We start from the raw sequence: 23,195 nt of genomic DNA on the forward strand, positions 1-23,195 counted from the left end.
GTGGTCAACTCACGCTGACACGCACGCCGAGGGCGGTCCCGCCGCACGGGACCGCCCTCGGCGACACTTCCGGCCGCCGCACCGGGGCAACCGTCACATGCCCGCGATCAGCTTCTCCACCCTCTCGTCCACCGACCGGAACGGATCCTTGCACAGCACCGTGCGCTGCGCCTGGTCGTTCAGCTTCAGGTGCACCCAGTCGACGGTGAAGTCCCGGCGCTGCTCCTGGGCCCTGCGGATGAAGTCGCCGCGCAGCCGGGCACGGGTGGTCTGCGGCGGCACCGACTTGCCCTCGAAGATCTTGACGTCGTCACAGATCCGGGCAGCCCTGCCGCTGCGCTCCAGCAGGTAGTAGAGACCGCGGCGACGGTGGATGTCGTGGTACGCGAGATCTATCTGCGCGATCCGCGGGTGCGACATGGTGATGTTGTTCTTGTTCCGGTACCGCTCGATGAGCTGGTACTTCATCACCCAGTCGATCTCAGTGTTGATCTTGTCCAGCTCCTGGGTGCGCACCGCCTCCAGGGCCCGCCCCCACAGCTCCAGCACCTGCTCGACCCGGCCGGTGCGGATACCGCGCCGGTCGCAGAAGTCCAGCGCCTTGTCGAAGTACTCCTGCTGGACCTCCAGCGCGGACGCCTCCCGGCCGCTGGCCAGCCGCACCTTGCGCTGGCCCGTGATGTCGTGGCTGACCTCGCGGATCGCCCGGATCGGGTTCTCCAGCGTCAGGTCCCGCATCACCGTGCCCGCTTCGATCATGCGCAGCACCAGATCGGTGGCGCCGACCTTGAGCAGCATCGTCGTCTCCGACATGTTGGAGTCGCCGACGATCACATGCAGCCTGCGGTACCGCTCTGCGTCCGCGTGCGGCTCGTCCCGGGTGTTGATGATCGGCCGCGAGCGAGTGGTCGCCGAGCTGACGCCCTCCCAGATGTGCTCCGCGCGCTGGCTGACGCAGTAGACCGCACCGCGCGGGGTCTGCAGCACCTTGCCCGCGCCGCACACCAGCTGACGCGTCACCAGGAACGGGATGAGCACGTCGGCGAGCCGGGAGAACTCCCCGTGCCGGGCCACCAGATAGTTCTCGTGGCATCCGTAGGAGTTGCCGGCCGAGTCGGTGTTGTTCTTGAAGAGATAGACGTCGCCCGCGATCCCCTCCTCGTGCAGGCGGCGCTCGGCATCGACGAGGAGGCCCTCGAGAATGCGCTCACCCGACTTGTCGTGCGTGACCAGCTCGGTCACGTTGTCGCACTCCGGAGTGGCGTACTCCGGGTGCGACCCCACGTCCAGATAGAGGCGCGCGCCGTTCCGCAGAAACACATTGCTGCTGCGGCCCCATGACACCACACGGCGGAAGAGGTACCGCGCCACCTCGTCGGGGGACAGCCGGCGCTGGCCCCGGAACGTACATGTGACGCCGTACTCGTTCTCCAGCCCGAAGATTCGGCGGTCCATGCCTGAACATTACGCCTGCGGGAAGGATCTGAAACCGGGTTCGCCGCAGCCGTTCCGATCAGTTTCCGCACCTGGCAGGCGCTCCGGAGGCAGGCCCGCGGTACGCGGCTCCCCCGTCCGGGCCCCGCTGTGGGTGTCCGCGCCCAGCGGCGCCGGTGCGGCCGGGGCGCCGGCCGGCTGCGCCGCCGCGGAAGCGGCCGGCGCCCCGCCGGACGCCACCGCACCGGCGGACGACGCCCCGTCCGGGGGTGCCAGGAACCGGCGCGCCGCCACGACGACGGCCACCGCCGCCACCCCGCCGGCCCCGGCCAGCGCGAAGCCCGTCCCCGTGCCACCGCGCTCGATGAGCGGGCCGACCGCGGCCGTGCCCGCCGCTGCGCCCACCCCGAACGTCGTCACCAGCCAGGAGAACGCCTCGGTCACCGTCCCCGCAGGGGCGTGCCGGTCCACCACCACGAAGGCGCACGCCAGGGACGGGGCCAGGAAGAGCCCGGAGAGTGCGCCCAGCACCACCATCACCGGAACCCCCGGTACCAGCGCCAGCGGCAGATTGCCCAGCGCGAAGAGGCCCACCAGCACCCGCAGCCGCCCCTCGTGGCTGCCCGGCCAGGCGCGCGCGCCGTAGCTGATCCCGCCCACCAGCGCTCCCGTGCCCTGGGCCGCCAGCAGACAGGTGGAGAGCAGCTTGTCGGAGTGGTCGTCGGCGTAGGAGACCGCGGCGAGCGCGAAGGTCCCCAGCGCCAGCCCCACGAAGAAGAACGAGGCCAGCAGTACCTTCAGCCCCGGCGAGCGCAGCGCCCCCAGCCAGTGCGGCTTGCGCGGTGCGGAGCGCCAGCGGCGGGACGGCGGTGAGACGACCACCGAGACGGCGCCCAGCAGCCCCAGACCGTTGACCACCAGCAGCGCCGCCGCCTCACTCCACCCGGCGACCAGCAGCGTCACCAGCAGCGGGCCCACCGCGAACATCACCTCCTGGGCGACCGCGTCCAGCGCGTAGGCGGTGTGCACCTGCTCCTCGCGCCGCAGCACGCTGGGCCACAGCGCCCGCAGCCCGCCCTCCAGGGGCGGGGTGAACAGGCCGAAGGCCAGCACGCACACGAGGGCGAGCGGCAGCGAGCCGATCCCCGCCAGCGCCAGCGTGCCGGCGCCCGCCGCGGACGCCGCCGCGGCGGGCAGCATCACCCGCGGCTGTCCGAACAGGTCCACCAGCCGCCCGAGCATCGGCTGCCCGAACGCGGTGGCGAGGCCGTAGCCCGCCGACAGCGCCCCGGCGAGGGCCATGCTGCCGCCCTCGGCGCGGACGAACAGTGCGAGGGCGATCGGCCCCGTGGCGTTCGGCAGTCTGCCCACCAGCGTCCCCGTCAGCAGCCGCATCGCGTGTCTGGCCCGCAGCAACTCGGCGTAGCCCGCCGCCATCCGCCCCACCCCTCGCTCAAGTTTTACGTATAACGAATGCGCTATACGTACCATGCCCAGGCAGCAGCGGTGAAGGAGTTTTCCGTGCCAGGACAGCAGTCAGCCGCCGGCGAGCGCGGCGCCGGGGGGCGCGGCGCCCGGGGTCGCGGCCCCTCCCGCGGCGGCGCACCCGACCGGGACGCCGCCGGGCGGACCGGCGCAGACCGGGGCCCTGGCCGGAACCGGCCCACCGGACACGACGTCGCCGGTGCGGCAGGCGTCTCGCAGGCCACGGTCTCGCTGGTGCTCGGCGGCAAATGGGAGGGCAGGGTGTCCGCCCGGACCGCCGAAGCCGTCCGGGCCGCGGCCCGCGAACTCGGCTACCGCCCCAACCTGGCAGCCCGCACCCTGCGCCTCGGCCGCACCCGCACCGCGCTCCTGGTGGTACCGGCGCTGACCAACGAGTTCTTCGCCACCGTGCACCGCGGAGCGGCCGACGTCGCCGGAGCGCACGACTTCGGCATCGTCCTCTACCCCTCCCCCGAGGGGGTCGACGCGGCTCCCGACCCCTTCGCCTCGGCCCGCACCGCGCTCGACGGCGTCATCGCCTCCTCCATGGCCCCCGAGGCCCTCGCGGCGCTGCGCGGCGAAGGACTGCCCGTGGTGATGCTGGACAGCGACGAGCGGACCTGCGACGCCACCGTCAACGTCGACCTCGCCGACGGCATGCGGCAGGTGGTGACCCATCTTCTCGGACTCGGCCACCGCAGGATCGCCCACATCTCCGCCGATGTGGACTCCTGGACCTTCGCGGAACGCGCGCGGGCGCTGCACGAGGAGCTGACCGCGGGCGGCGCCGCCCTGGTGCGCACGGAGCGCGGGGCACTCGGCGTGCCGGGCGGACTGGAAGCGGCGACCCGGGCGCTCACGGCGCACCGGGACGGCGCGGACCGGGACGGCGCGGCGGTCGGGAGCGGAGCCCGTCGGAACGCTGCGGCGGACCGGAGCAGCCCGGCCGGCGGAGGCGACGGCGACGGACCGCCGACGGCACTGGTGTGCGACGACGACCTGCTCGCCGCCGGGGCGCTGAAGGCCGCGCGGCGGCTCGGACTGCGGGTGCCGGACGACGTCTCGGTGACCGGGTTCGACGACCTGGCCCTGGCGACCGCCGTGGAGCCGGAACTGACGACTGTCCGGCTGCCCGCCGAACGGGTGGGAGCCGCGGGCATGCGGACCCTGCTGGACATCCTGGAAGGGCGGGACCCGGAAGCCGTGCGGCTGCCGGTGCGGCTGGTGGAACGCGGATCCACCGGTCCCGCCCCCTCCCCGGACCCCCGGAGCCCTTCCCGGACCGGGCAGCGCTGAACCGCCCGGTACCGGCGCCCCGGCACCGGCGCCCAGGACGCGCCACAGCGCCGTCCGCCGGCTGGAGGACGGCGCTCGGGACCCCTGGTCCCCGGACCGGGCCGGGACCGCCCCGCGGCTGCCCCGGCCGGCGCGGAAAGACTCGAACGCCCCGACCCGACCGGGGCAGACCCGCACAGCCCTGTACCGCCCCGCGGTCACCCTTCCGGACGGCCGCGGGGCGGAACAGGGCCGGGGACTACTCCTCCTCGCCGCCCTCGGCTTCGCCCTCCGCCTTGCCGGTGGCCTCCGGGGCAGGGGTCTCCTCCAGGAGACGGGCCACCTGCCCGGCCGGGACGCGCTTGAACTTGCGCCGCTGGGAGCGCTCGCGGTCCAGGACGGCGACCTCCAACTGCTCGGCGGTCAGCGTCCGCTCGCTGCCGTTGCTGTCCCGCTTGAGCGCCTCGACAGCGAGCTTGAGGGCCTCGCCCAGCGACATTCCCTCCCGGTGCCGCTGGTCCATGTAGCTGCCGATCTGGTCCGAGTTGCCGCCGACCGCCACCGAACCGTGCTCGTCGACGATCGACCCGTCGTGCGGCAGGCGGTAGATCTGGTCGTCCTCGGGAGCCGCGCCCACCTCGGCGACGATCAGCTCGACCTCGTAGGGCTTCTCCGCGTTCGCCGAGAAGATCGTGCCCAGGGTCTGGGCGTACACATTGGCCAGCCCGCGCGCGGTGACGTCCTGGCGGTCGTAGGTGTAGCCGCGCAGATCGGCGTAGCGGACACCGCCGATCCGCAGGTTCTCGAACTCGTTGTACTTGCCGACCGCGGCGAACGCGATCCGGTCATAGATCTCGCTGACCTTGTGCAGCGCGCGGGAGGGGTTCTCGGCGACGAAGACGATGCCGTCCGCGTACTGCAAAACGACCACGCTGCGTCCGCGCGCGATGCCTTTGCGGGCGTACTCGGCGCGGTCCGCCATCGCCTGCTGGGGTGACACATAGAACGGCGTCGACACCGGCTATCCGTCCCTTCCTGTCCGAATGAGTGCTCTAGGAGACGGGGGCCTGCGGCCCGTTGGGCAACCGGAGGCGGCCGTCGTGCACCGTCTGCGCCAGCCCGGAGACCTCCTCCTCACCCAGCCTGCGGTATCCGTCCTCCGTGATCGTCACGACCACCGGGTAGATGCGGCGCGTCATGTCCGGACCACCGGTGGCCGAGTCGTCGTCGGCGGCGTCGTAGAGCGCCTGGAGGACCACGGTCGCGGCCTGCTCCTGGGTCATCTCGTCCCGGTAGAGCTTCTTGAGCGAGCCGCGGGCGAAGACCGAGCCGGAGCCGACACCGGCGAAGCCCAGCTCCTCGGAGCGGCCGCCCGTCACGTCGTAGGAGAAGATCCGGCCCGCACCGCGGTCCAGATCGAAGCCGGCGAACAGCGGCACGACGGCCAGCCCCTGCATCGCCATACCCAGATTGCCGCGGATCATCGTGGAGAGCCGGTTGGCCTTGCCCTCCAGCGAAAGGGTGGAGCCCTCCACCTTCTCGAAGTGCTCCAGTTCGAGCTGGAACAGCTTCACCATCTCCACCGCCAGCCCCGCGGTGCCCGCAATGCCCACGGCGGAGTGCTCGTCGGCGGGAAAGACCTTCTCGATGTCCCGCTGCGCGATGACATTGCCCATCGTCGCCCGCCGGTCCCCGGCCAGCACCACACCGCCGGCGAACGTCGCGGCCACGATCGTGGTGCCGTGCGGGGCCTGCACGGCACCCTCCACGGGGGGCAGCGGCCGGCTTCCCGGTAGCTGCTCCGGCGCGTGGTCGGACAGGAAATCCATGAACGACGACGACCCTGGTGTCAGGAAGGCAGCAGGTAGACGCCCGGTGCTACGAATTTCGGCTTCCACACGTTTCCTTCCACGTAGGCGGCCGCACGCCGCATGACGTCCGGCCGATCCCTGAACTGCCCCAGTGCGGCATTGCAGCTGAAGCACAGTACGCCCGGACCCTACCCGTCTCATGATCGTGGTCCACATGCTCAGGAGCGGGCCCGAGACAGATCGGGCAGATGCCGAACCGGCCGTCCAGCAGACTCTGGCGCTGCTCGACGGTCATACCGTAGGTGCGTTTGAGATGTCCGGCCCGTTCGTCAACGGCTCGGCACTTCCTGCACCGAGTGGAGAGGCCAGCCGAAGCAGTCGCATTGCGATGCCATGCGCTGAACGACGTCACCTCCCCACATGAACGGCACAGTCTGGAACCAGTCGGCAACGGGAGGTACTTCAGCATGCGCCGCTCGCGCCGCTTCCGCTGGTCCCACTGCTGTGCGTGCGCACGAGCGCACGGTCGGCAGCAGTCCCGCAACCCGTCGGCCCGCCCCGGTGACGCCCGAACGCCGCCGGGGACAGGCAACGCTCACAACGCGGACAATGCTTGGTTTCCTCATCTTTCACGAGGATCACCCTTCACTTTGAAGGGTATTTCATTGTCCACCCTTTTGGACAAAGGAACGCACAAAGTCCTCTGCGTTCTCCTCGAGCACGTCGTCGATTTCGTCCAGTACGGAGTCCACGTCGTCGGAGAGTGCCTCCTGGCGCTCCTTGAGGTCCTCGGAGACCTGTGCGTCCTGGGTCTCCTCCTCGGCCTCCTCGGTGTGACGCGTGGACTTCTGCTGTCCGCCGCCGCTGTCCTTGGTCGCCATATCCCTCACCCCGCTCGGTTCGGTGGTGTACGCGGAACGTACAAGATCAGACCCTACAAGCCGGGACCGGCTTCGGCTCCTTCGTTGTGACAACGTCCGGCAACCACCTCGATGATTCCCGGACCGGGCACCGAATAGCCGCGATTCAGCCGCCCGAAAGCACCTTCACCAGCTCTTCCGCGGTGCGGCAGCGGTCCAGCAGCTCCTTGACGTGGTTACGGGTACCCCGCAGCGGCTCCAGGGTGGGAACCCGCTGCAGAGAGTCACGGCCGGGGAGGTCGAAGATGACCGAGTCCCAGGAAGCGGCGGCCACGTCGTCGGCGTACTGCTCCAGGCAGCGGCCCCGGAAGTAGGCCCGGGTGTCCTCCGGGGGCTTGAAGGCGGCCTCCTTGACCTCTTCCTCGGACAGCAGCCGCTGCATGCTCCCGCGGGAGACCAGGCGGTTGTAGAGGCCCTTGTCGGGGCGCACGTCCGCGTACTGGAGATCCACGAGATGCAGCCGGGGCGCGTCCCAGTCGAGGCCGTCGCGCCGCCGGTAGCCCTCCATCAGCTCCCGCTTGGCGACCCAGTCCAGCTCGCCGGCCAGGCTCATCGGGTCCCGCTCGAGCCGCCCGAGCACGTCCTCCCAGCGGGTCAGCACGTCGCGGGTCTGCTCGTCCGCGTCGGTGCCCCAGCGCTCCTCGACGTACTTGCGGGCCAGCTCGTAGTACTCCATCTGGAGCTGCACCGCGGTCAGTGTCCGGCCGTTGCGCAGCGTGATCAGCCGTTCGAGTGTCGGATCGTGCGACACCTGGTGCAGGGTCCGGACCGGCTGGTCGACAGCGAGGTCCACGGCGATGAACCCGTCCTCGATCATGGACAGCACCAGGGAGGTCGTGCCCAGCTTGAGGTAGGTGGAGATCTCCGAGAGGTTGGCGTCCCCGATGATCACGTGCAGCCGCCGGTACTTCTCGGCATCGGCGTGCGGCTCGTCCCGGGTGTTGATGATCGGCCGCTTGAGTGTCGTCTCCAGCCCGACCTCGACCTCGAAGTAGTCGGCGCGCTGGCTGAGCTGGAAGCCGTGCTCGCTGCCGTCCTGGCCCAGCCCCACCCGTCCCGCACCGCACACGACCTGCCGGGACACGAAGAAGGGCGTCAGATGGCGGACGATCTCCGAGAAGGGGGTCTCCCGCTTCATCAGGTAGTTCTCGTGCGTGCCGTAGGAGGCGCCCTTGTTGTCGGTGTTGTTCTTGTAGAGGTGGATCGGGTTGGTCCCGGGGACCTCGGCCGCCCGTTCGGCGGCCTCCGCCATGACCCGCTCGCCCGCCTTGTCCCACAGCACCGCGTCCCGCGGGTTGGTGACCTCGGGCGCGCTGTACTCCGGATGGGCGTGGTCGACGTAGAGCCGGGCGCCGTTGGTGAGGATCACATTGGCCAGCCCGATGTCCTCGTCCGTGAGCTGGCTGGCGTCGGCCGACTCGCGGGCCAGGTCGAAGCCGCGGGCGTCCCGCAGCGGGTTCTCCTCCTCGAAGTCCCAGCGGGCGCGCCGCGCCCGGTGCATCGCCGCCGCGTAGGCGTTGACGACCTGGGACGAGGTGAGCATGGCATTGGCGTTGGGGTGGCCCGGCACGGAAATGCCGTACTCGGTCTCGATGCCCATTACGCGCCGTACGGTCATGCTTCCCTCCTTGCCTGACGGCCGCCCGCCGGTGGACAGCCGTTCAAGTCCCGCTGCGCATCCGTCCCGTGTGCGGCCCCCTCCTGCGCACTGCGCGTCGCGGCGGTGGGGAAAGCCTATGACGCACGGAGAGGAGTGGGGAGATCACTCTGCGGACTTCCTCATCGCTCCGGGAAACAATCCGGCTGCGGGTACCCCGGGCGGGGACCCGCAGCCGGAACCGGAGCTCGCTACAGGTACTGACCGGTGTTGGCGACGGTGTCGATGGACCGACCGGTGTCCGCGCCCTGCTTGCCGGTGACGAGGGTGCGGATGTAGACGATCCGCTCCCCCTTCTTGCCGGAGATGCGGGCCCAGTCGTCCGGGTTGGTGGTGTTGGGCAGGTCCTCGTTCTCCTTGAACTCGTCCACACAGGCCGACAGGAGATGGGCGACGCGCAGACCCTTCTGGTTGTGGTCCAGGTACGCCTTGATGGCCATCTTCTTGGCCCGGCCGACGATGTTCTCGATCATCGCGCCGGAGTTGAAGTCCTTGAAGTACAGGACCTCCTTGTCACCGTTGGCGTAGGTGACCTCCAGGAAGCGGTTCTCCTCCGACTCCGCGTACATCTGCTCCACGACCGACTGGATCATCGCTGCGCAGGCGGCCTCCACATTGCCGCCGTGCTCCGCGACGTCGTCCGCGTGGAGCGGCAGGTTCGAGGTGAGGTACTTGGAGAAGATGTCCTTGGCCGCCTCGGCGTCCGGACGCTCGATCTTGATCTTCACGTCCAGCCGGCCGGGGCGCAGGATCGCCGGGTCGATCATGTCCTCGCGGTTCGAGGCACCGATGACGATGACGTTCTCCAGCCCCTCCACGCCGTCGATCTCGGAGAGGAGCTGCGGGACGATGGTGTTCTCCACGTCCGAGCTGACCCCCGAGCCGCGGGTGCGGAAGAGGGAGTCCATCTCGTCGAAGAAGACGATGACGGGTGTGCCCTCGCTGGCCTTCTCGCGGGCCCGCTGGAAGACCAGGCGGATGTGCCGCTCCGTCTCGCCCACGTACTTGTTGAGCAGCTCGGGGCCCTTGATGTTGAGGAAGTAGCTCTTGCCCTGGGGCTTGCCCGTCACCTCGGCGACCTTCTTGGCCAGGGAATTGGCCACCGCCTTGGCGATGAGCGTCTTGCCGCAGCCGGGCGGGCCGTAGAGCAGGACGCCCTTGGGGGGACGCAGTTCGTGCTCGCGGAAGAGGTCCGGATACAGGTAGGGGAGCTCGACCGCGTCCCTGATCTGCTCGATCTGGCCGCCGAGGCCACCGATCTTGGTGTAGTCGATGTCCGGGACCTCTTCGAGGACCAGCTCCTCGACCTCGCTCTTGGGCACGACCTCGAAGACGTAGCCGGAGCGGCTCTCCAGCAGCAGGGCGTCGCCGGCCCGCAGCGTGGCGTTCAGCAGCGGCTCGGCGAGGCGCACCACGCGCTCCTCGTCCGTGTGGCCGACGACCAGGGCGCGCTCTCCGTCCTCCAGGACTTCCTTGAGGGTGACGATGTCACCCGCGCGCTCGAACTCCATGGCCTCGACCACGTTGAGCGCCTCGTTGAGCATGAGCTCCTGGCCGCGCCGGAGCGACGGGAGGTCGACGCTCGGGCTGACGTTCACCCGCAGCTTGCGGCCGCCGGTGAAGATGTCGGCCGTGTCGTCCTCGTTGGCCTGCAGGAAGACGCCGAAGCCCGCCGGTGGCTGAGCGAGTCTGTCGACCTCTTCCTTGAGGGCCACGATCTGGTCACGCGCCTCGCGGAGCGTGGTGGAGAGCCGCTCGTTCTGGGCGGACACACCGGCCAGGTTGGTCTGCAGCTCGACGATCCGCTCCTCGAGAATACGAGTGTGCCGCGGAGAGTCGGCGAGCTTGCGGCGCAGGACGGCGATCTCCTGCTCAAGGTAGGCGACCTGGCCGGACGGGTCTTCGGAACCCCGACCGGGCCGGGCGCCGCGGTTGGTGTCGTCGTCGTGGGCTGCCACGGTCCTCACCTCCTCCAGGGGGAGCTGGACGCTTCGACCCTACCTGGGCCGGTGCGGGTTGAAACCCCTAGATCACAAAGACGGTCGGGGTGTGTCCGATCTTCACCCTTGCGCACTCCCTCAGGACTGGGAATACCCACCCACAACCATCTGAAAGCGACCGGTTGCGGTGTCGAGACGTTCAACACCCGTCCAGTGCGGCGCTGTTTCGGCCCGAGCGGGACCCGAGCGGGACGCGAGGCAGCGGGCCCGGCCGGCGGCGCGCAGGGCCGCTCAGACGCGCAGGCCGCCGCCCGCCACAGGACCGGGACGGAGGGCGAACTTCCCCTCGCGCCATTCCCACTTGACCTTGCGGCGCCGGTCGGGGCAGCAGCGCGGCACGTCGGCGGAGGAGTAGCCGAGGAGGGTGGCGGAGACGGTGGTGCCGCGCACTCCCAGGTCCTGGACCGACATGCCCTCCCGCTGCTCGACGAGGGTGGCGGCGAGGCGCGGGGACCGGCCGGCGGTGGAGCCGGCGAGCACGTAGACGGCGCTGGGCGGGGTGCCTCCGTGGGCGCGGCAGCGGACCACGGCGACGGTCTCGGTGGCGCCGTCGCCGTCGAAGTCGGCGGACGCCGTGTCCAGCACCTCCGGCTTCGCCGCACCCCGGCCGCAGTCCAGCGGGTAGTGGGCACGGGCCGGGTCGGGGGCCGGGTCGGTGCCGGTGGGGGCGGGGCTGGCGGTGGCCGGTCGCAGGAGCGCCGTGCCGCCGAGGACGGCGGCGAGCGCTGCGGCGGTGGCGAGCCAGTGGGCCGTGCGGGTACGGGTGTGCGGCAGTTCCGTCACTCGGGGTGACTCCTGGGGCGGTGCGAGGCGGACGCGGGGAGAACGCGGAGAGGACGCGGAGAGGAGGTGCCTCGCATGGTGCCACAGGTCACACTGTCGCGGAACGGCTGGGTCCCGTTCATCCTGCCGCGCCGCTCAACGCGGCTGCCCCGCGCCCGGGTTCGGTCCGGGTGCGGGGCAGCGGGCGTGTCGCACGGGGCCGCCGGAGGGGCGGCGAGGGGGGCGGCGGGAGGGCTAGGAGGCGCGGCCGCCGGACTGGCTGCCGGGGCCGGTGTAGTCCTCGCCGTAGGCGCCCTTGGCGGGGCGGCGGCGGCGCAGCGGCGGCTCGACCCCGTCGGCCAGTCGGCGGGCGGTGAGCAGGAACCCGGTGTGGCCGATCATGCGGTGGTCGGGGCGGACGGCGAGGCCCTCGATGTGCCAGTTGCGCACCATCGTCTCCCACGCCTGGGGTTCGTTGAAGGTACCGAATTCGCGGATGGACTCGACCATGCGCGCCATCTGCGTGGTGGTGGCGACGTAGGCGCACAGGATGCCGCCGGGCACCAGGGCCTTGGAGACCGCCTCGAGGCATTCCCAGGGGGCGAGCATGTCGAGGATGACCCGGTCGACGTCGGCGTCGGCGAGGTTGTCCTGGAGGTCGCCGACAGTGAGCGTCCAGGCGGGGTGGGGGCTGCCGAAGTAGCGCTCGACGTTCTGCCGGGCGATCTCGGCGAAGTCGGCTCGGCGCTCGTAGGAGTGGAGCATGCCCTGGTCGCCGATGGCGCGGAGCAGGAAGGTGCTCAGCGAGCCGGAGCCGACTCCCGCCTCGACGACGCGGGCGCCGGGGAAGATGTCGGCCATGGCGAGCACCTGGCCGGCGTCCTTGGGGTAGACGACGGCGGCTCCCCGGGGCATGGACAGGACGTAGTCGGGGAGCAGGGGGCGCAGCGCGAGGTAGGCGACGTTTCCGGTGGTACGGACGACACTCCCCTCGGGCGCACCGATCAGCTCGTCGTGGGGAAAGGCTCCCTTGTGGGTGTGGAAGCTCTTCCCCTCTTCGAGGGTGATCGTGTAGTGGCGTCCCTTGGGGTCGGTGAGCTGGACCTGGTCCCCGACCTTGAAGGGCCCGCGACGGCGGGCGGCACCGGTCGGTTCGGACATGTGCACAGCCTATCCGGTCCGCGGAGTGCGGCCGGGGGCAGGGCTCGGGGGCGGACGGGGTCAGCCGGGCGGTCCGGCCGAGGTCTGGTCCGGACGCTTGGACATGGCCTCCACGAAGGCGCGCTCGACGTCGGCGGTGGAGAGCACTCCGTAGATCTCGCCGGTCTCCTCCACGACCAGGTACTCGGTGGCCGGGGTGGCGCGCAGCCATTCCAGCAGGTCTTCGCCGGCGAGCTCGGCGGGGACCCGCATGCCGTCCCTGAGGTCCTGCGCGAGGGTGCTGACGGCGACCCAGGGGCGGCGGTGCTCGGGGACGGAGCCGATGGCGGCCTCCCGGACCAGTGCGAGCGGGTCGCCCCGCCCGTCGACGACGACCAGGGCGCGGGCCCCGGCGGCGTTGGCGCGGCGGAGGGCTTCGGAGAGCGGGGTGTCGGTCTCGACGGGGACGGCGCGCCGGGTGAGGGTGCGGGCGCGGAGCCGGGGGAGGCGTTCGCGCAGCCGGGCCATCCGCAGGCTGTTGCCGGCTCCGGTCCAGATGATGGCGGCGAGGATGGCGGCCAGCAGTGCGTCGGTGAGGGAGTCGACGCCGCTGACGCTGCCCCGTGACAGGCCGCCCGCGTGGGTGGCCAGCGGCAGGCCGATCAGGACGGTGACGGCGAGCGCGCGGCCGACCCATGCGGCGGCGACGGTACCGGTCATCGGCTTGCCGCTGATCTTCCAGACGACGGCGCGCAGCATCCGGCCGCCGTCCAGGGGGAGGCCGGGCAGCAGGTTGAAGACGGCGACGAGGAGGTTGGAGATCATCAAGCCGGCCAGCAGCACGCCGGGCACGGTGCGGGGCTCCACCGCGCGCATCGCGGCGTAGAAGACGCCGGCCAGGACGAGGGAGAGCAGGGGCCCCACGAAGGCGAGGACGAATTCCCGGCCGGGGGTCTCGGACTCCTTCTCGATCTCGGAGACGCCGCCGAAGAACTGGAGCTGGATGCGGCGGACGGGGAGTTTGAAGCGGAGTGCGGCGACGGTGTGGGCGAGCTCGTGGACCAGGACGGACGCGTAGAAGGCGACGGCGAAGAAGAGCGCGATCAGGTAGCGCACGGCGCCGAGCTCGGGCAGCACCCGGTCGAGCTGGCCGCCGAAGACCCAGGTGATCAGGATGGCGACGAGGAACCAGGAGGGGGCGACGTAGACGGGGACGCCGAAGGGGCGGCCCATCAGGATGCCGCCGCCCGGTGCATCGGGGCGTACAGGTGTGCGAGGCAGCACCCGGCGGGGCTCCGGCCCCTCGGGACCGCTCCCCTCGCCGGAGCCGCCGTACCGCGGCTTCCCGTCGTTGTCCTCGTCCGCCACGGGTTCCCCTCTGCTGCTTCCCTCGCCCCGCGCCGTGCGGCTGCCGCAGCGTTCTCCGTGCGGCGTTCATCCGGCGCGAGGGGTCTGCCGTCGATGGTAAGTGTCCGGTGTCGGTGGTGGGCCGTAGGGTCGTACCCCATGAGAACCAGCGCGGCCACACCGCCGACCTCGCTGTCGCCCTCCCGGGCGGGGGACTTCATGCAGTGCCCGCTGCTCTACCGCTTCCGGGTGATCGACAAACTGCCGGAGAAGCCCTCTGCCGCCGCCACCCGGGGGACCGTGGTGCACGCGGTGCTGGAGCGGCTCTTCGACGCCCCGGCGCCGGAGCGCAGCGCACGGCGGGCCCGCTCGCTGGTGCCCGGGGAGTGGGAGCGGCTGCTGGCCAGGCGGCCCGAGCTGGCCGAGCTGTTCGCGGAGGACACCTCCGACGGTGCCCGGTTGGCGGAGTGGCTGGCCGAGGTCGAGTCGCTGGTGGAGCGCTGGTTCACGCTGGAGGACCCCACCCGGTTGGAGCCCGCCGAGCGGGAGCTGTTCGTGGAGGCCCGGCTGGATTCGGGACTGCGGCTGCGCGGGATCATCGACCGGGTGGACGTGGCACCCACCGGTGAGGTGCGGATCGTCGACTACAAGACGGGCAAGGCGCCGCGCCCGGAGTACGCCGAGGGCCCGCTGTTCCAGATGAAGTTCTACGCCCTGGTGCTGTGGCGGCTGCGCGGCGTGGTGCCGCGGCGGCTGCAGCTCGTCTTCCTGGGCAGCGGCGACGTCCTGACCTACGACCCGGACGAGGGCGATCTGCAGGCCACCGAGCGCAAGCTGCTGGCGCTGTGGGACGCGATCGGGCGGGCGACGGAGACGGGCGACTGGCGGCCGCGGCCGAGCAAGCTGTGCGGCTGGTGCGACCACCAGGCGCACTGCCCGGAGTTCGGGGGCACTCCCCCGCCCTATCCGCTGACGATCCAGCCGCGGCTGCCCGAGCCCCGCCCGGCCGCCGAGGAGGGCGGCGGCGGGCCGGCGGCGGACAGCGGTGCGGTGTCCGGCGCCGGCGGGGCGCGAGCCGCGGGGCCAGCGGACGGACCGCAGGGCGGCTGAGTGAGAATGGGGCGACCGCTGCCGTCCCGTTGAGGAGTTCCTGTGGCAATCCGCGTACTGCTGGTCGACGACCAGCCGCTGCTGCGCACCGGCTTCCGGATGATTCTGGAGGCCGAGCAGGACATAGCGGTGGTCGGTGAGGCGGGGGACGGCCTGCAGGCGCTGGACCAGGTGCGGGCCCTGCAGCCGGATGTGGTCCTGATGGACATCCGGATGCCCCGGATGGACGGCGTGGAGGCCACTCGCAGGATCACCGGTCCGGCCAAGGACGGCCCGGCCAAGGTTCTGGTGCTCACCACCTTCGATCTGGACGAGTACGTGGTGGAGGCGCTGCGGGCCGGTGCCAGCGGATTCCTCCTGAAGGACGCACCCGCCGGTGAGCTGGTGCAGGCCATCCGGGTGGTGGCGGCGGGCGAGGCGATGCTGGCGCCGAGCATCACCCGCCGGCTGCTGGACAAGTACGCGGGGAAGCTGCCCTCGGGCGAGGAGCCGGTGCCGGACACCCTGCACCAGTTGACCGAGCGCGAGGTGGAGGTGCTGAAGCTGGTGGCGCGCGGGCTGTCGAACGCGGAGATCGCGGCGGATCTGTTCGTCAGCGAGACGACGGTCAAGACGCATGTCGGCCACGTGCTCACCAAGCTGGGGCTGCGGGACCGGGTGCAGGCCGCGGTGTACGCCTACGAGAGCGGACTGGTCCGGCCCGGGTCGGCCTGAGGACCGGGCCGCGGATCCGCCGCCCCGCCGGGCGGCAGGGCCCGGGCGGCAGGGCCCGGGCGGCAGGGCCCGGGCGGCAGGCGCCACCGGCGGGGCCCCGCGGCCCGCGCCGGTGGCGCCGTGCTCTGCGACCGCCGCGGCGGGCGGGGAGGGTCAGGAGTCGCGGCCGCGGCCCAGCTCCCACAGTTGGAGCACGGACGAGGAGTTGAGGGCCCATTCGACTCCGGTGATGTCGTCGCGGGCCGCGAGGTACTGCTTGCCCTGCCAGAGCGGGAGCAGCGGAACGTCCTTGGCGACGATGTCCTGCACGCGGCCGAAGGTGCCGGAGGTGGCGGAACGTTCGGTCTGGCGGCGGCTCCGGGGCACGAGCTCGTCACGGATCTCGTGGTTGGTGTAGGGCGAGCCGAGGAAGTTGTCCTTCTCGAAGAAGGGGGCGACGAAATTGTCGGCGTCCGGGAAGTCGGGATACCAGCCGTAGCCCCACACCTGGTACTTGCCGTTCGTCGCCGCCGGGCGGAAGGTGTCCCACTTGACGCCCTTGGTCCGCACGTCGAACAGTCCGCTGCCGTTGAGCTGCTTCTCGAGGACGGCGAACTCCTGGGCGGTGGCACCCCCGTAGTGGTCGGTGGTGTAGGTGAGGGTGAGTTTGACGGGCTTGTCGATGCCCGCGTCGCGCAGGGTCCGTTCGGCGGCGGCCTTGCTGGGTTCGCCGTAGGTGTTGAAGAACGAGTTCCGGTGCGCCGGGAGTCCGGCGGGCACGATGCTGTAGAGCGGCTCGGTGCTGCGGTCGTAGGCGTCCCGCACGATCTTCTTGCGGTCGACGAGCTGGGCCATGGCCTTGCGGACGGCCTTCTTGCCCGCGGTCGGGTCGTCGGTGTCGAAGGCGAGGTAGCGGATCTCCTGGCCGGGCTGTTCGACGAGCTCGACGCCCTGCTCCTGGGCCCCGTCGAGCCGGCTGACCTGGTCGGGGGAGATGGTCCGGCCCATGACATCGATGTCGCCGGCCTTGAGCGCCTTCTCCATGCCCTCTGCGGCGTCGAAGAAGCGCATCTCGACCCTGCTGTTCCGCAGCTCCAGTTCCCCGCTGTAGTGCGGGTTCTTCGCCAGCACGGCCGACTCGGCGTCGATGTGCTCGAGCGCGTAGGGACCCGAGCCGACCAGTGCGTCGCCCTTGGTGAGGGCGTCGGCCGGGTAGGTCTGGCTGTCCACGACGGCGGCGGCCGGGGTGGTCAGCTTGTACGGGAAAGTCGCGTCGGGCCGCTTGAGGTGGAAGACGACGTGGCTCTTGTCGTCGGCCTCGACACGGTCGAGGTTGCTGAAGAGGACCGCGGGGCCGCCCTTGTGGTTGATGCGTTTGACCCGCCGCAGCGAGAACTCGACGTCCTCGGCGTCCAGCGTGTGCCCGTTGGAGAACGTCTGACCCTTGCGCATCGTGCAGCGGTAGACCTTGTTCGCCGCGTCGGTGAAGCCGCACTTGGCGGCGGCGTCCATCTCCGGCGAGGTGCCGGTGCGCGGGAAGCGCAGCAGCGTCTGGAAGGTGTTGCGCATGACGCCCCAGGCCGCGACGTCGTAGGCCGCCGCGGGATCGAACGGGGCCGGCGCGCCCTTGCCGACCGCGAAGTGGTCCGTCGTGCCGACGACGATCGCGTCGCCGCCTGCGCTCCCGCCCTTCTCGGACCCGCACCCGGCGAGCAGCGGCGTGAGCATCCCCGCGGCAAGCACGGGCAGCACCACAGTTTTACGGTTCATGGTCGACGATCTCCTCGGCCGGCCAGGGTTTGCTGCAGGGGAGGAATGGCCGGTACACCGACATTAATCGTCCGCTCCGGCAACTTTCGAAGCGCAGGTCGCGGAACCGGTTTCACGCACCGGAACCAGCACCTTCCTGTCCGCTATCCGAACGCCGGAACGTTTTCCGCGTCACTCCATCAATACGGACACAAGGGAAGGACATTTTTCCCTCCAGTCCCAGGGGCACCACAGTCCGGGTGGCTGGTCGAGGGGTTCGCGCGTGATGAACGTCACTGGACCAATCTGCGCACCGGACACCGGAGTTCGGCATTCTGCGGAGCCCGGGGCAAGGGATTCCGGGGCCCCGCAGATGCGCATTCTCCGCCTCGTACGGAATGGCACCGCCGCGGAATGATCGACTCAGCGCGCGACCATGATCCGCGACCGGAGGAATTCGAGATCGACTTCTTCGAGTGAACTCACAATGCTGCGACCGGACTTGGGCTCGATCGGCGCGATGGACGGCACGGCCACCACGTGGCAGCCGGCGGCCTCCGCTGCGGCGACCCCGGTGGCGGTGTCCTCCAGCACCGCGCAGCGCACCGGATCGGCTCCCAGGCGGCGCGCGGCGGTCAGATACGGGTCCGGGTGCGGCTTGGTCCGGGCCAGCTCGTCCCCGGCGACCGTGAAGGCGAAGTGCTCGTGCCCGATCCAGGTGAGCATGCGGTCCACGACCGTGCGGTGCGAGGCGGAGACCAGCGCCGCGGGGATCCGGTGCGCGGACAGCTCAGCGAGCAGCCTGCGGGCACCGGGCATCAGCGGGACGCCGCGCTCCAGCCGCTCGGTGAACCTGGCGTTCAGCAGCACGCTGAGCTCCTCCAGGCCGATGTCGGCGGCGGTCGCCTCGATCAGGAAGCCGGCGCTGCGCGACATGGGACCGCCGACGACGACGCTGCGCCACTCGTCGCGCAGCTCGTGCCCCAGCTCGGCGAAGACCGCGACCTCCGCGTCCCACCAGAAGTCCTCGGTGTCGACCAGGGTGCCGTCCATGTCCAGCAGCACGGCCTGCAGCTCGGGCTCCTCACCCGTGAGCGTGGTGACGGCGGGGGATGGACCGGCCATCCGCGAACACCTCCCGAAAGCGACGACTCCACAAGGGACGACAAGGCCGGTCGCCCCTTCCGCCGGAACCCCGGAGGGTTCCGGTTCCCGGCGGAAGCGGACGACCGGCCTGTACCGGACCGATCAGTATATGACCTGTGCCCTCATCGGGCGTTGAAATACTTCGCCTCGGGGTGGTGCAGCACGATGGCGTCGGTCGACTGCTCGGGGTGGAGCTGGAACTCCTCGGAGAGCTCGACGCCGATCCGCTCCGGCCGCAGCAGCTCGGCGATCTTCGCGCGGTCCTCCAGGTTCGGGCAGGCACCGTAGCCCAGCGAGAACCGGGCTCCCCGGTACTTCAGATCGAACATGCCCTGCATCTGGTCGGGGTCCTCGCCCGAGAAGCCCAGCTCGCTGCGGACCCGGGCGTGCCAGTACTCGGCGAGCGCCTCGGCGAGCTGCACGGAGAGGCCGTGCAGCTCCAGGTAGTCGCGGTAGGCGTCGCCCGCGAACAGCTCGGCGGTCTTCTCGCCGATCCTGGACCCGACGGTGACCACCTGCAGCCCGACGACGTCGGTCTCGCCGGAGTCCTCCGGGCGGAAGAAGTCCGCCAGGCAGAGCCGGCGGCCGCGCCGCTGCCGGGGGAAGGTGAAGCGGGTGCGCTCGTTGCCCTGCTCGTCCAGCAGGATCAGGTCGTCGCCCTTGGAGTAGCAGGGGAAGTAGCCGTAGACGGCGGACGCCTCCAGCAGGTTCTCCGTCTGCAGCCGCTCCAGCCAGCCCCGCAGCCGGGGGCGGCCCTCGGTCTCCACCAGCTCCTCGTAGGACGGCCCGTCGCCCTTGCGGGACTCCTTGAGCCCCCACTGGCCCTTGAAGAGGGCACCCTCGTCCAGCCAGGACGCGTAGTCCTGCTGCCGCAGGCCCTTGATCACCCGGGTGCCCCAGAAGGGCGGCTCGGGGACGGGATTGTCGACGGCCACGTCCGAGCGGACGGAGCCGTCGTTCTCCTCCGGCTCGGGGATGTCGAGGTCCCGCTTGGGCACCCGGCGCTGCTTGAGCGCGGGCAGCTCGGCACCGGGAACGCCGCGCTTGACGTCCATCAGGGCGTCCATGAGGCTCAGCCCCTCGAAGGCGTCCTTGGCGTAGCGGACCTCGCCCTCGTAGATCTCGTGCAGGTCCTGCTCGACGTAGGCCCGGGTGAGCGCGGCCCCGCCGAGGATGACGGGGAAGTCGGAGGACATCTTGCGCTGGTTGAGCTCCTCCAGGTTCTCCTTCATGATCACCGTGGACTTCACCAGCAGCCCGGACATGCCGATCACGTCGGCCCGGTGCTCGGCCGCGGCGTCCAGGATGGCGCTCACCGGCTGCTTGATGCCGAGGTTGACCACCTGGTAGCCGTTGTTGGACAGGATGATGTCGACGAGGTTCTTGCCGATGTCGTGGACGTCGCCGCGGACCGTGGCCAGCACGATCGTGCCCTTGCCCGCCTCGTCCTCGGACTTCTCCATGTGCGGTTCGAGGTGGGCGACGGCGGCCTTCATCACCTCGGCCGACTGGAGCACGAACGGCAGCTGCATCTGTCCGGAGCCGAACAGCTCACCGACGACCTTCATGCCCGCCAGCAGCGTGTCGTTGACGATGGCGAGCGCCGGGCGCTCCTCCAGGGCGGCGTCCAGGTCGGCCTCCAGCCCGTTGCGCTCGCCGTCGATGATGCGTCGCTGGAGGCGCTCCTCCAACGGGAGGGCGGCCAGTTCCTCGGCCTTCCCGGCCTTCATCGACTTGGCCGTGGCGCCCTCGAACAGCTCCATCAGCTTCTGCAGCGGGTCGTAGCCCTCGCTGCGCCGGTCGTAGACCAGGTCGCGGGCAACGGTGACCTGCTCGTCGTCGAACCGGGCGATCGGCAGGATCTTGCTGGCGTGCACGATCGCGGAGTCCAGCCCGGCCTTGACGCACTCGTCGAGGAAGACGGAGTTGAGCACGATCCGGGCGGCCGGGTTCAGGCCGAAGGAGATGTTCGACAGGCCCAGCACGGTCTGCACGTCGGGGTGCTTCTGCTTGAGCAGCCGGATGGCCTCGATGGTGTTGATGCCGTCCTTGCGGGACTCCTCCTGGCCGGTGCAGATGGTGAAGGTGAGGACGTCGATCAGGATGTCCGACTCGTGGATGCCGTAGTTGCCGGTCAGGTCCGCGATGAGACGTTCGGCGATGGCGACCTTGTGCTCGGCGGTGCGGGCCTGGCCCTCCTCGTCGATGGTCAGCGCGATCAGCGCCGCCCCGTGCTCGGCGGCCAGCTTGGTGACCTTCGCGAAGCGGGACTCGGGTCCGTCGCCGTCCTCGTAGTTGACGGAGTTGATGACGGCGCGGCCGCCCAGCTTCTCCAGACCGGCCTGGATGACGTCGATCTCCGTCGAGTCCAGCACGATCGGCAGCGTGGAGGCGGTGGCCAGCCGGCCCGCCAGCTCGGTCATGTCCGCGACGCCGTCCCGGCCGACGTAGTCGACGCACAGGTCGAGCATGTGGGCGCCCTCGCGGATCTGCTCCCGGGCCAGCTCGACGCAGTCGTCCCAGCGCGCCTCCAGCATCGCCTCGCGGAACTTCTTCGACCCGTTGGCGTTGGTCCGCTCCCCGATGGCCATGTACGAGGTGTCCTGGCGGAAGGGCACCGCCTGGTAGAGCGAGGCCGCGGCCGGTTCCGGCTGCGGGGTGCGTGCGGCGGGCTCGCGGCCGCGCACCCGCTCCACGAGCTGGCGCAGGTGCTCGGGTGTGGTGCCGCAGCAGCCGCCCACCAGGGACAGGCCGTAGTCGCCCACGAAGGTGTCGTGCGCGTCCGCCAGCTCCTCGGGGGTGAGCGGATAGCTGGCGCCGTCCTTGCCCAGCACCGGCAGGCCGGCGTTCGGCATGCAGGAGAGCGGGACGCGGGAGTGCTGGGCCAGATAGCGCAGATGCTCGCTCATCTCGGCGGGGCCGGTGGCGCAGTTCAGCCCGATCATGTCGATGCCCAGCGGCTCCAGGGCCGCGAGGGCCGCGGCGATCTCGGAGCCGAGCAGCATCGTGCCGGTCGTCTCCACCGTGACCGAGCACAGCAGCGGCAGGTCGGCGCCGACCGCCGCCATGCCGCGGCGGGCGCCGATGACGGCCGCCTTGGTCTGCAGCAGGTCCTGGGTCGTCTCCACCAGCAGCGCGTCGGCGCCACCGGCGATCATGCCCTCCGCGTTCTGCTGGTAGGCGTCGCGGAGGGTGGTGTAGGGGGCGTGGCCTAGGGTCGGCAGTTTGGTGCCCGGGCCCATGGAGCCCAGGACCCAGCGCATCCGTCCGTCGTCGGACTCGAACTCCTCGGCGACGTCGCGGGCGATGCGCACGCCGGTCTCGGACAGTTCGAAGATGCGCTCGGTGATGTCGTACTCCCCCAGCGCCGCGTGGTTGGCGCCGAAGGTGTTGGTCTCCACGCAGTCCACGCCTGCGGCGAAGTACTCCTGGTGGACCGCGCGGATGATGTCGGGGCGGGTCACGTTCAAGATCTCGTTGCAGCCTTCGAGCTGTTCGAAATCCTCCAGCGTCGGATCCTGCGCCTGGATCATCGTCCCCATCGCTCCGTCGGCGACGACCACGCGCGAGGCCAGTGCGCTGCGGAGCGCCTCGGCCCGGGTGGGGGACGGAGTTGCGGACGTGCTGCTCGGCGACGAGGCCATGGAAGAGGCTCCCTGGGTTGCGACGGCTGTCGGCTTTGCGCGCCGGTGAGGCAGCGCACCCGGTCAGCGTAGCGGGCGGACGCAAGAGCGCAGGTCGACATTCCGACCATCGGACACTCCGGCGCTCGATCCGGGCTCGATCCCGACTACCGTCGCGTCGACATCAAGCGATACCGTTCGACATTGTCGAATCGGCATGGTGAAACTCAAGGCAGCAGGTCAGGGAGGACCGATGGCCCGGACCATCCAGTCGCTGGAACGAGCGGCGGCCGTACTGCGGTTGCTGGCGGGCGGCGAGCGGCGGCTCGGACTCTCCGAGATCGCCTCGGCGCTCGACCTGGCCAAGGGTACGGCGCACGGGCTGCTGCGCACCCTCCAGCAGGAGGGCTTCGTGGAGCAGGAAGCGGTCACGGGCCGCTACCAGCTCGGGGCCGAGCTGCTGCGCCTGGGCAACAGCTATCTGGACGTGCACGAGCTGCGGGCCCGCGCCCTGGTGTGGACGGACGACCTGGCCCGCTCCAGCGGGGAGAGCGTCTACCTGGGCGTGCTCCACCAGCAGGGCGTGCTCATCGTGCACCACGTCTTCCGCCCGGACGACAGCCGCCAGGTGCTGGAGGTCGGCGCCATGCAGCCGCTGCACAGCACCGCCCTGGGCAAGGTGCTGTGCGCGTTCGACCCGGTGGCGCACAGCGAGGCGCTGGACGGGCGGCGGACGGACTTCACCGAGCGCACGGTCACCGGCGAGGACCGGTTCGAGACGCTGCTGGAGACCGTCCGGGCGCGCGGCTGGGCGGCGGACGTGGAGGAGACCTGGGACGGCCTCGCCTCGGTGGCCGCGCCGATCCACGACCGGCGCCGGATGCCGGTGGGTGCGGTGGGCATCACCGGGGCCGTGGAGCGGGTGTGCGAGGGCGAGGAGCTGCTTCCGCGGCTGGTTGCGGCGGTGCGGGACACGGCGCGGGCGGTCTCCCGGGATCTGGGGGCGCTGCGGTTCTGAGCCCCGGCGGGGCCCCGGAAGGACT

17 protein-coding genes and 1 pseudogene are annotated in these 23,195 nt (G+C 70.8%); 4 read left to right on the forward strand and 14 right to left on the reverse strand.

Annotated features, from left to right (window positions below):
- Nucleotides 1–93: 93 nt before the first annotated feature.
- On the reverse strand, nt 94–1,455 hold the full coding sequence (pafA, locus tag BMX65_RS13170) for a Pup--protein ligase (protein WP_019356392.1): 1,362 nt from the start codon (nt 1,453–1,455) through the stop codon (nt 94–96).
- Nucleotides 1,456–1,464: 9 nt separating this feature from the next.
- Complete coding sequence (locus tag BMX65_RS13175; RefSeq protein WP_075000435.1) at nt 1,465–2,871, reverse strand: MFS transporter; 1,407 nt, start codon at nt 2,869–2,871, stop codon at nt 1,465–1,467.
- 84 nt (nt 2,872–2,955) lie between these two features.
- Between BMX65_RS13175 and BMX65_RS13180 the strand changes: the two genes are divergently transcribed.
- Complete coding sequence (locus BMX65_RS13180; RefSeq protein ID WP_075000436.1) at nt 2,956–4,215, forward strand: LacI family DNA-binding transcriptional regulator; 1,260 nt, start codon at nt 2,956–2,958, stop codon at nt 4,213–4,215.
- Between the two features lie 238 nt (nt 4,216–4,453).
- Here the strand turns inward: BMX65_RS13180 and prcA are convergent, their stop codons facing one another.
- The 9 genes and pseudogenes from prcA to BMX65_RS13225 all read right to left on the reverse strand — a co-directional run bounded on the left by prcA (nt 4,454) and on the right by BMX65_RS13225 (nt 13,852).
- Nucleotides 4,454–5,212, reverse strand: coding sequence for a proteasome subunit alpha (prcA, locus tag BMX65_RS13185; protein ID WP_075000437.1), 759 nt, complete (start codon nt 5,210–5,212; stop codon nt 4,454–4,456).
- 34 nt (nt 5,213–5,246) lie between these two features.
- Nucleotides 5,247–6,092, reverse strand: coding sequence for a proteasome subunit beta (gene prcB, locus BMX65_RS13190; protein ID WP_075000438.1), 846 nt, complete (start codon nt 6,090–6,092; stop codon nt 5,247–5,249).
- Nucleotides 6,044–6,474: pseudogene (locus tag BMX65_RS34145) on the reverse strand (endonuclease VII domain-containing protein). The gene prcB and the pseudogene BMX65_RS34145 overlap by 49 nt, the downstream one beginning before the upstream one ends.
- A gap of 193 nt (nt 6,475–6,667) precedes the next feature.
- On the reverse strand, nt 6,668–6,886 hold the full coding sequence (locus tag BMX65_RS13200; RefSeq protein WP_075000638.1) for a ubiquitin-like protein Pup: 219 nt from the start codon (nt 6,884–6,886) through the stop codon (nt 6,668–6,670).
- 145 nt (nt 6,887–7,031) lie between these two features.
- Nucleotides 7,032–8,543, reverse strand: coding sequence for a depupylase/deamidase Dop (dop, locus tag BMX65_RS13205; RefSeq protein ID WP_075000439.1), 1,512 nt, complete (start codon nt 8,541–8,543; stop codon nt 7,032–7,034).
- A gap of 230 nt (nt 8,544–8,773) precedes the next feature.
- A complete protein-coding gene (arc, locus tag BMX65_RS13210; RefSeq protein WP_075000440.1) occupies nt 8,774–10,540 on the reverse strand; it encodes a proteasome ATPase in 1,767 nt (588 codons plus the stop codon).
- A gap of 273 nt (nt 10,541–10,813) precedes the next feature.
- Nucleotides 10,814–11,365: a hypothetical protein gene (locus BMX65_RS13215; RefSeq protein ID WP_075000441.1), complete on the reverse strand. Its 552-nt coding sequence runs from the start codon at nt 11,363–11,365 to the stop codon at nt 10,814–10,816.
- A 234-nt stretch (nt 11,366–11,599) separates the two neighbouring features.
- Entirely contained in the window at nt 11,600–12,505 is a 906-nt protein-coding gene (locus BMX65_RS13220) for a tRNA (adenine-N1)-methyltransferase (protein WP_075000442.1), read from the reverse strand.
- 60 nt (nt 12,506–12,565) lie between these two features.
- The gene (locus BMX65_RS13225) at nt 12,566–13,852 is read right to left on the reverse strand and encodes a site-2 protease family protein (RefSeq protein WP_075000443.1); all 1,287 of its coding nucleotides are present in this window, start codon (nt 13,850–13,852) and stop codon (nt 12,566–12,568) included.
- A 138-nt stretch (nt 13,853–13,990) separates the two neighbouring features.
- Between BMX65_RS13225 and BMX65_RS13230 the strand changes: the two genes are divergently transcribed.
- Nucleotides 13,991–14,941: a RecB family exonuclease gene (locus BMX65_RS13230; RefSeq protein WP_075000444.1), complete on the forward strand. Its 951-nt coding sequence runs from the start codon at nt 13,991–13,993 to the stop codon at nt 14,939–14,941.
- 42 nt (nt 14,942–14,983) lie between these two features.
- Nucleotides 14,984–15,655, forward strand: coding sequence for a response regulator (locus tag BMX65_RS13235; protein WP_019356404.1), 672 nt, complete (start codon nt 14,984–14,986; stop codon nt 15,653–15,655).
- A 153-nt stretch (nt 15,656–15,808) separates the two neighbouring features.
- Here BMX65_RS13235 and BMX65_RS13240 read toward each other — a convergent pair whose 3' ends face one another.
- The 3 genes from BMX65_RS13240 to metH all read right to left on the reverse strand — a co-directional run bounded on the left by BMX65_RS13240 (nt 15,809) and on the right by metH (nt 22,173).
- A complete protein-coding gene (locus BMX65_RS13240; protein WP_075000445.1) occupies nt 15,809–17,404 on the reverse strand; it encodes an ABC transporter substrate-binding protein in 1,596 nt (531 codons plus the stop codon).
- A gap of 402 nt (nt 17,405–17,806) precedes the next feature.
- Nucleotides 17,807–18,508, reverse strand: a complete 702-nt coding sequence (locus tag BMX65_RS13245) for an HAD family hydrolase (RefSeq protein WP_075000446.1) — start codon at nt 18,506–18,508, stop codon at nt 17,807–17,809.
- A 143-nt stretch (nt 18,509–18,651) separates the two neighbouring features.
- A complete protein-coding gene (metH, locus tag BMX65_RS13250) occupies nt 18,652–22,173 on the reverse strand; it encodes a methionine synthase (RefSeq protein WP_075000447.1) in 3,522 nt (1,173 codons plus the stop codon).
- A 232-nt stretch (nt 22,174–22,405) separates the two neighbouring features.
- On the opposite strand from metH, the gene BMX65_RS13255 reads away from it, so the two are divergent.
- Nucleotides 22,406–23,170: an IclR family transcriptional regulator gene (locus BMX65_RS13255; RefSeq protein ID WP_075000448.1), complete on the forward strand. Its 765-nt coding sequence runs from the start codon at nt 22,406–22,408 to the stop codon at nt 23,168–23,170.
- Nucleotides 23,171–23,195: the final 25 nt, after the last annotated feature.

It is taken from the genome of Streptomyces qinglanensis, assembly GCF_900111245.1.
In the GTDB taxonomy this organism is placed as follows: Bacteria; Actinomycetota; Actinomycetes; order Streptomycetales; family Streptomycetaceae; genus Streptomyces; species Streptomyces qinglanensis.